The organism is Halolamina salina (genome assembly GCF_054653455.1).
The window spans coordinates 1,617,611-1,630,545 of record NZ_BAAIGE010000002.1 but is presented as its reverse complement, the minus strand read 5'-3'; the positions used below and the strand labels follow the sequence as shown (position 1 = coordinate 1,630,545).

Sequence of the window (12,935 nt, the reverse complement as noted above, 5' to 3'; positions counted from 1 at the left end):
ACCGGGGTTCGGCGCCGGACCCGAGTAAGAGTAGCGATGGGCCGGCCTCAGGTCAGGCTCTCGAGCAGCTCCGGCGCCGACGCCGCCACGCCGGCCTCGCTGCCGCGGAGGGAGCGGTAGCGCTCGGCGGCAGCCTGTGAGACCGTTCGTTCGGCCAGCGAGCGCTCCTCGACGGCGTACACCGGCGTCGCGAGCTCGCCGATCCGGTCGAACACGGGGACGAGGCCGTCGGTGAGGTCGACGTCCGCGACGATCACGGCGTCGGCCGCTGTCACGTACTCCGCGGTCTGATCGAGCGTCGCCGCGTCGATCTCGCCGAAGGCGTCGAACTCGACGGCTTCGATCCCCAGCGCGTCGGCCACCGCAGCGTCACTGTCGCCCGCGGGCACCGGGCCGACCGTCGTCTCCACGCCGGCCCGGTCGAGGCGGGTCAGCAGGGGGCCGGCGCGGCCGCCGCCCGCGACGACGTGGACGCGTTCGACCGGCGGGATCTCCGGGTCGTCGCCGGCGAGGTCGTCGGACAGCGCCGTCACGCGGGGGCGCTGCGTCACGGGGTCGGTCGTCACGACCGCGTCCACGTCGAACGCGTGGCCGATCGTCGAGCCGGTGAGCACCGCCTCGGGCGGCCCGTCGGCGACGATGCCGCCGTCGGCGACCACGACGATCCGGTCGCAGTACCGCGCCGCAGTGTCGAGGTCGTGGATCGCCGCGACCGCGGCCCGCCCCTCGTCGACCAGCGCCGACACCGTCTCGAACGTGCGGAGTCGGTGGTTCGGGTCGAGGCTGGCGGTCGGCTCGTCGAGCAGCAACAGCGGCGTCTCCTGTGCCAGCGCCCGAGCCAGCAGCACGCGCGAGCGCTCGCCGCCGGAGACTTCGGTCACGGGTCGATCCGCGAACTCGGCGACCTCGGTCCGCTCCATCGCGCGCTCGACGGCCGCGTGGTCGGCTTCGTCCATCGATCCGAACCGCGGGACGTGGGGCGTTCGCCCCATCTCGACGATCTCCCGGACGTCGAACGAGAAGGAGATGGAGGTGTCCTGCGGGACCGTCGCGACCCGGCGGCCGACGGCTTTCGCCGACAGCGCGTCGGCGGCCTCGCCCGCGATCTGGACCCGGCCCGAATCCGGAGTGAGCGAGCCGCGGGCGGCCCGCAGCAGCGTCGTCTTCCCCGCGCCGTTGGGACCCACGAGTCCCACGAACTCCCCGCGCTCCACGTCGAGGCTCACGCCCGCGAGCACGTCGTTGTCGCCGAGCGTCACCGAGAGATCGGCGATCGACAGCACTGGTCCGTCGGTCGCGACGTCGCCGTCGATCGGTCCCTCGTCGCTCGGATCTGTCCGACTCATAGCTCGTGAACCCTCCGTCTGCGCAGCAGGAACAGGAAGAAGGGCGCGCCGACCGCCGCCGTCACGATCCCGACCGGAAGCTCCTGGGCGCCGCTCCGGGCGACCGTGTCGGCCGCGACGAGGAACGCCGACCCCGCGAGCGCGGCCGTCGGCAGGAGGATGCGGTGGTCCGGGCCGACGACGAGTCGCATCACGTGGGGGACGATCAGGCCGACGAAGCCGATCACCCCGGAGACGGCGACGCCGGCGCCGGTCATCACCGCCGACACCGCGAGCAGGAGGCGCTTGGTCCGCTCGACCTCGATCCCGAGGCCGGCGGCCTCCTCCTCGCCCAGCAGCATGACGTTCAGGTCACGCGCGTAGGCCAGCAGGAGGAGGAAACAGCAGGCGACGAACAGCGGCAACAGCGGCAGGCCCGCCACGGGGACGAAATCCCCCCAGCCGGCGTTGTCGAGGTGGCCCATCAGCCAGTACACTACTTCCTCCATGCTCTCCCCGGAGTGCAGGAGGAGAAAGGAGGTAACCGCGCCGAGGAACGTCTGGACCGCCACCCCGGCCAGCAGCAGCGTCGCCACGGGCGTTCGCCCGCCCTCGGTCGCGATGGCGTAGACGCCGAAGGCGGTGATCAGCGCGCCGGCGAAGGCCGCCGGCTCCAGCCCCAGTCCGAACGGGATCAGCGCCGGGGCGACGATAGCCGCGACGGCGCCGACGGCCGCGCCCGAGGAGACGCCGATGATCGAGGGGTCGGCCATCGGGTTCCGGAAGAACCCCTGCATCACCGTCCCCGCCGCCGAGAGCGCGAAGCCGACCAGCGCACCCAGCAGGATCCGCGGCAGGCGGATCCGCATCACGATCGCCCGGTTTGAGTCCTGCAGCGAGAACTCGAAGGGACGCCGCCAGCCGAGTTCGCCCTCCGCGAGGCTCGGCACCGCGACCGCCTCGAGCACGGCCTTGACGACCGCCTCGGCGGGGACCGGAACCGGGCCGATCCCCGCACTGAGAACGACGGTCACGGCGAGCGCGCCGGCTAACGCGACAGACCAGCCGGTGGCGCGCCTCGCGACGCTCATGTACTCAAACCTGAGTTGCGTTAGACAAATACTTGTTGCACTAGCCGCGAGGGGGAGGCGATGCGAACGCGAACAACGCTGTTGATCGTACTGTGTACGCTTCTCGTGAGCGTCGCGCCGGCCGGCGCCGTCGGGGCGACGGGCGCGCCGACGGCCCACGCGAGCGTCGACAACGCCGCGGTCCAGCAGTCGGTTCCCGACTGCTCCTACCCGCTCTCTTCGACCGACGCGACGGGCACCGAGGTGACGATCGAGGAGGCGCCCGAGACCGTCACCACGCTGGGGCCGAGCGCGGCCCAGACGATGTGGGAGATCGGCGGCAAGGAGCAGGTCGTCGGGCTGGACCAGAACGCCGAGTACCTCGCTGACGCCGAGAGCCGGACCAACGTCTCCGCGGCCGGCTTCGGCTACAGCACCGAGGCGGTCGTCGGCACCGAGGCCGATCTGGTTCTCGCGGCCAACATCGTCACCAACGACACCGTCGCCGCCCTGCGAGATGCGGGGATGACGGTGTACAAGTTCGAGCAGGCCACCTCGATCGAGGACGTGGCGAACAAGACCGCGCTCATCGGCCAGCTCACCGGCAACTGTGAGGGCGCCGCCGAGGCCAACGCCTGGATGAACGCGAACGTCGACACCGCGACCGAGATCACCGCCGACCTCGACCGGCCGCGCGTGCTGGTCCCGCTCGGCGGCGGCTTCGTCGTCGGCAACGAGACGTTCATCGACGCGATGGTGACCGCCGCGGGCGGCCAGAACGTCGCCGCCGAGCGGTACGGCAGCGGCTACAGCGAGGCGTCCGACGAGGTGATCGTCGAACTCGACCCCGAGATCATCGTGTTCCAGCCGTGGATGGCCGGCTACATCGGACAGGAGCCGTACTCGCTGACGACCGCGGGCGAGAACAACGCCAGCGTCGTCGTGGACGCGAACTACCTCAGCCAGCCCGCGCCGCGCTCGGTGGTGTACGCGACCCGGAACCTCACCGAGGGGTTCCACCCCGACGCGGCCGCGAACGCCGAGTGGACCGCACGGGGCGACGTGAGCGTCGAGACGGCGACCCCGACGCCGACCGAGACGGTCGCGATGACCGAGACCGCGACGGCGACCGAAACCGCCACACAGGAGACCGCGACTGAGGGGCCCGGCTTCGGTGCGGGCGCCGCCGTGGCTGCTCTCGGCGCGGGCGCGGCGCTGCTCGCCCGACGCGACTGAGCGCCACCAAAACCGCTTTCCCCGCCGACGGCTTCTTCTCTCGCATGATCGAGAACGTCGTCTACCCCGCCTACCTCGACGCGGCGTACAGTCGCTCGGAGGGGCGGCGCGTCCCCGAGGACGAGGCCGTCGACGAGCCGACGGTCGACGAGATCGCCAAGGCGGTCCAGCAGGTCGGCTACGACGCCGTCATCGAGCGGGACAAGACCTACCCCCGGGAGTACGAGCAGCGCGGTCGCGTGCTCGTCCAGGGCGCCGAGGACGCCACGAAGAACGACCTCGTGCAGGCCATCGCGGCGTACGTCGCGATCCTGCGGGACTGATGGAGCGAGTCGGCACGGTCGCTCGGACCGCACAGGGGCTGGCGATCGCGCGCTGCCCGGACGGCGACCACCCCGAGATCGGGCAGCCAGTCGTCGACGAGAACCTCGACACGGTCGGGCGCGTCGTCGACGTGTTCGGCCCTGTCTCCCAGCCCTACGTCGCGGTCACGCCGAACGATCGCTCGGGCCTCGCTGCGCTCGTCGGGCAGAAGCTGTACGCCCGCTGACGCCCCGGGACCACAACGGCCAAACCGCTCCCGGGAGAACGGCTGACAATGAGTTCTCGTGCGTTCCGCGGGACGGCGTTCGCGGCTTTCGTTTTCCTGCTCGTCCAGTTGGGTGCGCTGGCGTTGGTCCCCTCCTTCGAGGCCAGCGGCTACCAGCAGTTCGAGAATCCACAGGACCCCACGAACAGCCTCGTCTACATCCTACTGATCCTGGTGATGACGGTGCTGATGCTCGCGGCGTTCAAGTACGATTTCGACTGGGTCGTCCGGGCGTTCGTCGTGTTCACCAGCGGCCTGCTGGCGTGGTACGTGCTGGGCGTGTTCCTCCCCGCGATCGCCGCGATCCCCCTCTCCGCGCTGATCGCGGTCGCGCTGTGGGTGTACCCCGAGTGGTACGTCATCGACGCCGCGGGAGTGGTGATGGGCGCCGGCGCTGCGGGGCTGTTCGGTATTAGCTTCGGCGTCCTGCCGGCGATCGTGCTGCTCGCGGTGCTGGCGGTGTACGACGCCATCTCGGTGTACGGCACCGAGCACATGCTCGAACTCGCGGAGGGCGTGATGGACCTCCGGGTGCCGGTGGTGCTGGTGATCCCGCTTACGCTGGGGTTCTCGATCCTACCCGAGGACGAGGACGGGGATGACGAGAACAGCGAAGCGGACGGCGACACCGAGAGCGAGTCGGTCTCCGACGAGGCCGCCGTCGAGGGCGAGGCGCCGGCGGTGGCCGACCGCGACGCGTTCTTCATCGGACTGGGCGACGCGGTGATGCCGACGGTGCTCGTCGCCAGCGCCGCCCACTTCTCGCCTGCCGCTCCGCTGGACATCGGGATCGACCTCGCGCTGAACCTTCCCGCGCTGGCGGCGATGATCGGGACGTTCCTCGGTCTGTTCGTCCTCCTGCGGATGGTGTTCGCCGGCCGCGCCCACGCCGGCCTCCCGCTGCTCAACGGCGGTGCCATCGGCGGCTATCTCGTCGGCTCGGTCGCCGCCGGCGTGCCGATCCTGACGGCGCTGGGACTGTAGAGACTTTTTGGAAATTGTGAACTTGGCACGAAGCGCTCGCGCCTCCGTGCGCGAGCCAGCGCGAGGGACGACTGACCGAGCGAAGCGAGGGAAGGAGTCGGCTGGGGAGGTTCGTGGGCTATGCGGGCGGGACTGAAAGGGGCTGCCCGCTCGGCGAGCGAGACGACGCAAGCACCGCAGGGAGCGAAGCGACTGAGGAGCGCAGCGAGTCGCAGCCGTCGAGCGGGCAGGGGCTTTCGCGGTGTTGTCGACGACAATCCCGCCAGAAACAGCACTCCAACGAACGAAGAGAACGAACCGACCGAGAACTACGAAGAGGAATCCACGTACTCCTCGACGCCCTCCCGGACCATCACCGCCATCCCCGTCTCGAAGTCCAGAATCTCCGTCGCCGACAGCTCCGCCCGCCCCACGCCCAGTAGCTCCCCGCTCTCGTGGACCACCAGCACCTCGTCTCCCGCCCTGATCTCCTCCCCACACCGGTCGACGAACTTCGCGAACGTGTTCTCCCCCTCCCGCACGAACGGCTCGGACTCGTCGCCGACGTAGACGCGGTACGCCGGCGCGTCGAGGTGGTCGTGGAGCCGTCGCCCGCCCGCGAAGCCGAGCGTGAAGCGGCCGTCGGTGCCCATCGACGCCAGCCGGCCGTCCGGGGCGTGGATCTGGCTCGGCCGGCCGCCGGTGGAGTAGTCGATCTCGAGGTGGGCCTCCGCGGGGAACAGCGCCTGCCCGGCGCCGCGGCCGAACTGGTAGTCGGCCGTGGTCCGCAGGTCCGCACGCGAGGTCTTGGCCATACTGAGAGAGCGAGCGCTCGGCGGAAAAGCGTCTCGAAGCTCGGGACGAGTGGGGTTAGAGCAGGAACTCCTCCTCCCGCTCCGCCATGTCGTGGAACGCGTCGGCGGCCTCGATCAGCTCCTCGGCGGTCGAACTCTCGAAGCAGAACACCTCCACCCGGACGCCCTCGTGACGGAGGTGCGAGCAGAGCCGCGCGAAGTCGCCGTCGCCGCTGGCGAGCACCAGCGTGTCCACCTTCTCCGCCAGCGTCACGGCGTCGAGCACGATACCCACGTCCCAGTCGGCCTTCTGGGAGCCGTCGCCGAACGTCTTGATCTCCTTGATCTTGCGCTCGAAGCCGATATCCTCCAGCGCCTCGAAGAAGGACTCCTCCTCGGGCGAGTCCGCGCGGATCACGTACGCCAGCGCCCGCACGAGCTCGCGGTCCATCACCGCCTTCTCCAGCAGCCCCGAGTAGTCGATGTTCCGCGAGTAGAGGCTCTGGGCCGTGTGATAGAGGTTCTGCGCGTCGGCGAGCACCGCGACGCGCTGGCCCTCGTGGATCTCGGTCATTAGCCGTTCGTTGCCCGGCGTTCGTTAAAAAATGCCGTCTCGATCCCGGCCGGAGTCAGAACCGTTATGAGGGTCGCCCTCCCTCTCCCGTCCGTGACGCGACTGTCCGGACTCGACGGCGCCGCCGCCCGCGGAGCTCCGGCTGTCGCACCCCGCTGCGGGAAACGCGGCAAACGCTGACTTCTCCCGCTCTCGGCCGGCGTGGCGTCCGGTCGTTGGCGACTTTCGACCGCATCGCGCAGCGACCGCTCACGCGACAGCCTCACACCAGATGACGACACCGTTCAGCGGGGTCTACCCCGCCATGACCACTCCCTTCCGGGAGGACCGAAGCATCGACCACGACCGACTCGCTGCCGACGCACAGCGCCTCGAAGCCGCGGGCGTCGACGGTCTCGTCCCCGTCGGCTCCACGGGCGAGTCCGCGACGCTGACCCACGACGAGCACGCGCAGGTCGTCGAGACCGTCGTCGACGCCGTCGATGACGTGCCGGTGATCGCCGGCGCGGGATCGAACGCGACCCACGAGGCCGTCAGCCTCGCCGAGGACGCCGAAGAAGCCGGCGCCGACGCCGTGTTGCTGATCTCACCGTACTACAACAAGCCCGAGGCCGAGGGCTACCTCGACCACTACCGCACCATCGCCGACGCGGTTGATCTCCCACAGATCGTCTACAACGTCCCCTCGCGGACGGGCCGGAACGTCCCCGTCGACGTGGTCGCCGAACTCGCCGAGCATCCGAACGTACAGGGGTACAAGGCCGCGAGCGGCGACCTCGGCCGCGTCTCCGAGGTGATCGAACGCACCCGCGACGAGGCGTTCTCGGTGCTCTCGGGCGACGATGGACTCACGCTCCCCATCTGCTCGCTGGGCGGGACGGGGACGATCAGCGTTGTCGCCAACGTCGAGCCCGAGCGGACGGGCGCGATGGTCGGCGCCGCCACCGCCGACGACATGGGCCGCGCTCGCGACCTCCACTACGAGCTCGAACCCCTGATCCGCGAGCTGTTCGTCGAGACCAACCCCATTCCGGTGAAGGAAGCGATGGCGATCCGCGAGGACCACCCGCCACACGTGCGCTCGCCGCTGACGCGGCTCTCCGAGGAGCACCGTGAGCAACTCCGCGAGACGCTCGCCGATCTCGCGGGCGGCGAGCCGGAGGTGACCGTCTGATGTCGGCCAGCCCGACCCGGATCGTCGTCACGGGCGCGACCGGCCGGATGGGCGAGGAACTCATCGACGCGGCGGGCGACCGTTCGGACGTGCTCGTCACCGCAGCCGTCTCCCGAACCCCCGGCTCCGTGACCGCCGAAGCAGCGGTCGGCACCCACCTCGCCGCGATCCTCGCCGACGAGGACGACGTCGACGCCGTCGTCGACTTTACCGCGCCGGAGGCGACCGCTGAGTACGCCGAGATCGCGGCCGAGCACGGCGTCGCGTTCGTCACCGGAACGACCGGGCTGGAAGACCACGATGCGGACCCGCTGGGCGCGCTCGACGCCGCCAGCGAGTCGATTCCGGTGCTCCACGCCAGCAACTTCTCCCGCGGGATCGCCGCGCTCCGGGGGGCGGTCCGGGAGGCCGCCGCTTCGCTCCCGGGATACGACGTGGAGGTCACCGAGACCCACCACAACGGCAAGCGTGACGCGCCCAGCGGCACCGCGCTCACGCTCGTCGAGGACGTCGAGGCGGAACGCCCGGACCTGACCGACCGCCAGTACGGCCGCGAGGGCGAGCAGCCCCGCGAGACCGACGAGATCGGCGTCCACGCCCGGCGGGCCGGCGACGTGACCGGCGAGCACGAGGTGCTGTTCGCGGGCAACCGCGAGACCGTCTCGCTGTCGCACTCGGCGGGCGACCGCGGCGTGTTCGCGGAGGGCGCACTCGACGCCGCCGTCGCCGTCGCTGACCGCGAACCGGGACGCTACGAGTTCGCCGAACTACTGCAGGACTGACCAGCGACACATCCAACATCTACCAATGAGCCTCGAAACCGAGATTTCGGACCTGTGGAACCGCTACGAAGACGGACTCACCGCCGAGGAGGCGGGCAGCAGCGAACTGGAGACCCTCGACGCGTTTCTCGCCGCGCTGGAGGCCGGCGAGTACCGCGCCGCCGAGAAAGTCGGCCCCGCGGAGTGGGAGGCCGTCCCGTGGGTCAAGCGGGGCGTGCTGCTCAACTTCGGCCTGCGCGAGACCCAACCCCGAACGTACGGCGGCGTCGACTACTACGACGTGCTGCCGCTGCGCTCGACCGACGACCTCGCGGACCGCGGCGCGCGAAACACGCCCGACGGCACCGTCCTCCGCCCCGGCTCCTACCTCGGCGAGGACGTGATCATGATGTCGCCGAGTTTCGTCAACATCGGCGCCCGCGTCGGTGACGACAGCCTCGTCGACTCCAACGACGTGGTTGGCTCCTGCGCTCAGATCGGCGACGGCGTCAAGATCGGCGCCAACACGCTGATCGGCGGCGTGCTCGAACCGGTCGAGGACGCGCCGGTCGTCGTCGAGGACGGCGTCTCGCTGGGCGCGGGCTGCCGCGTAACGTCGGGGTTCGTCGTCGGCGAGAACAGCGTCGTCGGCGAGGACACGCTCCTGACCCCGCGGATCCCCGTCTACGACCTCGTCGAGGAGGAGGTCCACTACGGCCGCCTCCCGCCGGAACGCCGCGCGTTCCAGCGCTACGTCGAGTCTTCGGTCTCCGACGAGGAGCTGATCCCCGGGAAGGCGTACAAGCCCGCCGTCGTCGCGACGGGGCTGGAACAGGAGACGCTCGAAGCGACCCAGCGCGAAGGCGCGCTCCGGGAATGAGCGACGAGGAGCGGGCGGCGGCGTCCGACGGCGGCCCCGCGGTCCGGCGGCTCGACGACTGGGACCGCAGTACGCTGGAAGCGCTCGCCGCGGAGCACGGCACGCCGCTGTACGTGTTCGACCCCGCGCGGGTCCGCGAGAACTGCCGGCGGCTCCGGGCCGCGTTCCCCGATGCCGAGATCCAGTACGCCGCGAAGGCCCACACAGCCGGGGAAACCCTGCAGACCGTCCACGACGAGGGGCTTGCGGTGGAGTGCGCTTCGGCGGGCGAGGTGCGCCGCGCCCTCCGAGCCGGAATCCCGGGCAGCGACGTGATCTACACCGCGGTCAATCCGCCCGCCGGCGACCTCGACAGCGTCGTCGAAGCGTGGCAGGAGAATCCCGAACTCACGATCACCGCCGGCGCCGCGGACACGGTCGACCGCCTCGCCGAACGCGGGTTCGACGGGCGCCTCCGGCTGCGCATCAACCCCGGCGTCGGCGCCGGCCACCACGAGAAGGTGGTCACGGGCGGCCACCCCAAGTTCGGCGTCGGGCTCGACCGCGCGCCCGACATCGCCGCCCGGATCGACGGAGAGTTCGCGTTCGCGGGCATCCACGCCCACGCCGGCTCGGGAATCTCGGGCGACGACCTCGCGAACCACCGCGAGCTGGTCCGCCGGATGGGCGATCTGGCTCGGGAGCTCGAAGCCGACGGCATCCCCGTCGAGACGGTCGACGTGGGCGGCGGCTTCGGCGTTCCGTACCAGGAGGACGCGCCGGCGCTCGACCTCGACGCCGTCGCGGACGCGACCCGCGAGGCGCTGGGCGAGATCGACGGCCGGCTCGCGATCGAGCCCGGCCGCTACGTCGTCGCCGACGCGGGCGTGCTGCTGACCCGGGTGAATACCGTGAAAGAAGCGCCGTCGACCGTCGTCGCGGGCGTCGACGCCGGAATGACGACGCTGCTGCGGCCGGCGATGTACGACGCCTACCACGCGGTGCGGAACCTCGGATCCGAGGGCGACCCCTCGGCGCGTGAGCAGGTCGGCGTCACCGTCGCCGGGCCGGTCTGTGAGACCGCGGACCTGCTCTGTGAGAACCGCCCGCTCCCCCGGCCCGAGCGCAGGGACTTACTCGCGGTCGGCAACGCGGGTGCGTACGGCTACGAGATGGCCTCGACGTACAACTCCCGCCCCCGGCCCGCGGAGGTCACTGTCGACGGCGAAATCCTCCGCCGGCGCGAGACGCTCGCGGACGTGAGTCGGCTCGACGCGGCGGGAGACTCAAACCGTCGGACCGACGAGGGGGACGTATGACGGTCGCGTTCGAGAAGTACGACGGCGCGGGCAACGACTTCGTGGTGGTCGACGCGGACGGCGACCCCGTCGAGGACCGCGCCGCGTTCGCCCGCGTTCACTGCGACCGCGAGGTCGGCGTCGAAAACGAGGCCGGCGCGCGCCACGGCGCCGACGGCGTGCTGTTCCTCTCGCTCGACGCGGACGCCGCCCCGCCGAGGGTGACGATGACGCTGGTCCAGCCCGACGGCTCCATCGCGGAGATGTGCGGCAACGGCGCGCGCTGTGTGGCGGCGTGGGCCGCAGACCGTACGGACGCGACGACGTTCGACATCGACACCCCCGCCGGTACCCGCCGCGCGGTCGTCGACGACGAGGTGGCCGTGGAGATGGGCGTTCCGAGGTTCGATCCCGCAGACGTGCCACTGGCAGCCGACGAACCACTCGTCGACGCAGTGCTCGACGAACTCGACGGCACGCCCGCCGCGGGACTGGCCGTCACGGCGGTGAACACTGGCGTCCCCCACGCGGTCGTCTTCGTCGACGACGTGGACGCGGTCGATATCGACGCCGTCGCGCCGCCGATCCGCCACGCCGACGCGTTCCCGGAGGGGGCGAACGTGACGTTCGCGTCGGCGGCGGACGAGGGGTTCCGCCAGCGCACCTACGAGCGCGGCGTCGAGGGCGAGACGCGAGCCTGCGGCACCGGCGCGGTCGCGGTCGCCGCCGCGGCGAAGCGACTCGGTCGGCTCCACGGGGGCGCCGACTGGATCACTGTCACGCCGCCGGGCGGCGATCTCGCCGTCGCGGTGCCCGAGGACGGTCCCGCACGCCTGCGCGGCCCCGCGAGGAAGCGATTCGAGGGGGAGCTACCCGTCCCCGAGGACGACCGTATCGCGGGCGTCACCGGCGAGGCGGCGCTGGGCGCGGACCGACTCGACGAGGGGAGCGAGCGATGAGCTTCGATCCCGTCTCGTTCCTCGAAGACGCCGTCCAAGACGACTCGACCGAGGACTTGGGCGGCACCCGCGAACTATTGCTCGACGCGCTGCGGGAGAGCGGTCACGAGCCACGCGTCGACGCCGCCGGGAACGTCCGTGCCAGCCGCGGTTCCGGCTCGCCCCACCTCGTGTTCAACACCCACATCGACACCGTGGCGCCGCACGTCCCCTTCGAGCGAGACGGGGGAACGATCCGCGGCCGCGGCGCCTGCGACGCGAAGGGGCCGCTGGCCGCGCTGCTGTCGGCGTTCCTCGACGCCGAGATCGAGCAGGGAACCCTCACGCTCGCGGTCACGCCGGACGAGGAGACGCTCTCGACCGGCGCCCACGCGCTGCTGACCGGCGAAGTGGCCCCGGGCGGCCCGGGCGAGACGGGCGCGACCGTGACACCGCTCTCCGCGTCCGATCCCGAACCTGACGCCTACGTCGTCGGCGAGCCGACCGGGCTGGACGTCTGTACCGCCGCCCGTGGGCGGTTCGAGGGGACCATCGCCGTCGAGGGCATCGCCGCCCACGCCGCCAGCCCGGAATCGGGTGTCAACGCCGTCTCGGCCGCGGGCAGACTACTGGGCGCGCTGGAGTCGTTCGACAACGTCGACGCCCACCCGCAGTTGGGTGCGGCGACGCTGGTACCGACCGGGATCGAGGGCGGCGAGTCGACGAACCAAGTCCCCGCCCGCTGTGCGGTGACGATCGACCGCCGGAGCGTCCCGCCGGAGACGGCCGAGGGGTTCCGTGTGGCGCTCGAAGCGCATCTCCGGTCGGTCCTCGACGGCGAGGACGCGACGGTGTCGCTCTCGCTGACCGAGCGGGAGACGCCGTTCCTCGAGGCGTTCGCGACCGACACCGACGAGCCGATCGTCGACGCGCTCGCGGACGCGGCGCGGAGTGCGAGCGAGGCAGCGGGACTGGGCGAGCGCGGCGAGGTCAGGCCGTTCGGCGCGGCGACGGAGGCGTCGTACTTCGCGCCGGCGCCGACGGTCGTGTTCGGTCCGGGCCGGCTCGCGGACGAGGAGGGAGCGGTCGCCCACGCCGAGCGGGAGTACGTCGACGCCGAGGCGGTGCGGGCGGCGGCGACGGCGGTTCGCGAGGCGGCCGAGCGGCTGCTGGCTGACGGCCAGTCGGGGGGCTGACTCCGAACGTCGCCGGGATCGCCGCGCTCGCCGTCCCGTCCGTGCTCTGAGTCGGGGACGCGGCGCCGCTCTTCGGCAGCGCTCGACCCCCGGTATTGGACGACTAACGGACGCGCCACACGAGGCCCGAACAGCCGAAAATTGGCGGAATTTCTGGC

Annotated in this window: 14 protein-coding genes; 10 read left to right on the top strand and 4 right to left on the bottom strand. The window is 71.3% G+C overall.

The window, feature by feature from the left end; translation table 11 throughout:
• Nucleotides 1–47: 47 nt before the first annotated feature.
• Nucleotides 48–1,346, bottom strand: coding sequence for an ATP-binding cassette domain-containing protein (locus tag ACYQZ5_RS08810; RefSeq protein WP_459845881.1), 1,299 nt, complete (start codon nucleotides 1,344–1,346; stop codon nucleotides 48–50).
• Nucleotides 1,343–2,416 carry a vitamin B12 ABC transporter permease BtuC gene (gene btuC, locus ACYQZ5_RS08805; protein ID WP_379818176.1) on the bottom strand — a complete coding sequence of 358 codons (1,074 nt, stop codon included), beginning with the start codon at nucleotides 2,414–2,416 and terminating at the stop codon, nucleotides 1,343–1,345. Before btuC ends, ACYQZ5_RS08810 begins: the two co-directional genes overlap by 4 nt.
• Nucleotides 2,417–2,476: 60 nt before the next feature.
• Between btuC and ACYQZ5_RS08800 the strand changes: the two genes are divergently transcribed.
• Genes ACYQZ5_RS08800 through ACYQZ5_RS08785 form a run of 4 tightly spaced genes read left to right on the top strand, consistent with a single transcriptional unit; the run spans nucleotide 2,477 to nucleotide 5,204 of the window.
• Complete coding sequence (locus tag ACYQZ5_RS08800) at nucleotides 2,477–3,631, top strand: PGF-CTERM-anchored ABC transporter substrate-binding protein (RefSeq protein WP_459845879.1); 1,155 nt, start codon at nucleotides 2,477–2,479, stop codon at nucleotides 3,629–3,631.
• Between the two features lie 44 nt (nucleotides 3,632–3,675).
• The gene (gene srp19 / locus ACYQZ5_RS08795; protein WP_379731821.1) at nucleotides 3,676–3,954 is read left to right on the top strand and encodes a signal recognition particle subunit SRP19; all 279 of its coding nucleotides are present in this window, start codon (nucleotides 3,676–3,678) and stop codon (nucleotides 3,952–3,954) included.
• Entirely contained in the window at nucleotides 3,954–4,181 is a 228-nt protein-coding gene (locus tag ACYQZ5_RS08790) for an H/ACA ribonucleoprotein complex subunit GAR1 (RefSeq protein WP_379731822.1), read from the top strand. Before srp19 ends, ACYQZ5_RS08790 begins: the two co-directional genes overlap by 1 nt.
• A 48-nt stretch (nucleotides 4,182–4,229) precedes the next feature.
• A complete protein-coding gene (locus ACYQZ5_RS08785; protein WP_379731823.1) occupies nucleotides 4,230–5,204 on the top strand; it encodes a presenilin family intramembrane aspartyl protease PSH in 975 nt (324 codons plus the stop codon).
• Nucleotides 5,205–5,512: 308 nt separating this feature from the next.
• Here ACYQZ5_RS08785 and ACYQZ5_RS08780 read toward each other — a convergent pair whose 3' ends face one another.
• Together ACYQZ5_RS08780 and ACYQZ5_RS08775 are read right to left on the bottom strand one after the other, a co-directional pair.
• Complete coding sequence (locus ACYQZ5_RS08780) at nucleotides 5,513–5,998, bottom strand: PUA domain-containing protein (RefSeq protein WP_379731824.1); 486 nt, start codon at nucleotides 5,996–5,998, stop codon at nucleotides 5,513–5,515.
• A gap of 55 nt (nucleotides 5,999–6,053) precedes the next feature.
• Entirely contained in the window at nucleotides 6,054–6,551 is a 498-nt protein-coding gene (locus ACYQZ5_RS08775; RefSeq protein WP_379731825.1) for a LabA-like NYN domain-containing protein, read from the bottom strand.
• Between the two features lie 271 nt (nucleotides 6,552–6,822).
• Between ACYQZ5_RS08775 and dapA the strand changes: the two genes are divergently transcribed.
• Genes dapA through ACYQZ5_RS08745 form a run of 6 tightly spaced genes read left to right on the top strand, consistent with a single transcriptional unit; the run spans nucleotide 6,823 to nucleotide 12,777 of the window.
• Nucleotides 6,823–7,725, top strand: coding sequence for a 4-hydroxy-tetrahydrodipicolinate synthase (gene dapA / locus ACYQZ5_RS08770; protein WP_379731827.1), 903 nt, complete (start codon nucleotides 6,823–6,825; stop codon nucleotides 7,723–7,725).
• Nucleotides 7,725–8,507, top strand: a complete 783-nt coding sequence (gene dapB, locus ACYQZ5_RS08765; RefSeq protein WP_379818179.1) for a 4-hydroxy-tetrahydrodipicolinate reductase — start codon at nucleotides 7,725–7,727, stop codon at nucleotides 8,505–8,507. The genes dapA and dapB overlap by 1 nt, the downstream gene beginning before the upstream one ends.
• Before the next feature lie 25 nt (nucleotides 8,508–8,532).
• Nucleotides 8,533–9,366, top strand: a complete 834-nt coding sequence (locus tag ACYQZ5_RS08760) for a 2,3,4,5-tetrahydropyridine-2,6-dicarboxylate N-succinyltransferase (protein WP_379732784.1) — start codon at nucleotides 8,533–8,535, stop codon at nucleotides 9,364–9,366.
• Nucleotides 9,363–10,664, top strand: coding sequence for a diaminopimelate decarboxylase (gene lysA, locus ACYQZ5_RS08755; protein ID WP_459845874.1), 1,302 nt, complete (start codon nucleotides 9,363–9,365; stop codon nucleotides 10,662–10,664). The genes ACYQZ5_RS08760 and lysA overlap by 4 nt, the downstream gene beginning before the upstream one ends.
• The gene (dapF, locus tag ACYQZ5_RS08750) at nucleotides 10,661–11,602 is read left to right on the top strand and encodes a diaminopimelate epimerase (RefSeq protein WP_379818180.1); all 942 of its coding nucleotides are present in this window, start codon (nucleotides 10,661–10,663) and stop codon (nucleotides 11,600–11,602) included. Before lysA ends, dapF begins: the two co-directional genes overlap by 4 nt.
• On the top strand, nucleotides 11,599–12,777 hold the full coding sequence (locus ACYQZ5_RS08745; protein WP_459845872.1) for a M20 family metallopeptidase: 1,179 nt from the start codon (nucleotides 11,599–11,601) through the stop codon (nucleotides 12,775–12,777). The genes dapF and ACYQZ5_RS08745 overlap by 4 nt, the downstream gene beginning before the upstream one ends.
• Nucleotides 12,778–12,935 lie beyond the last annotated feature (158 nt).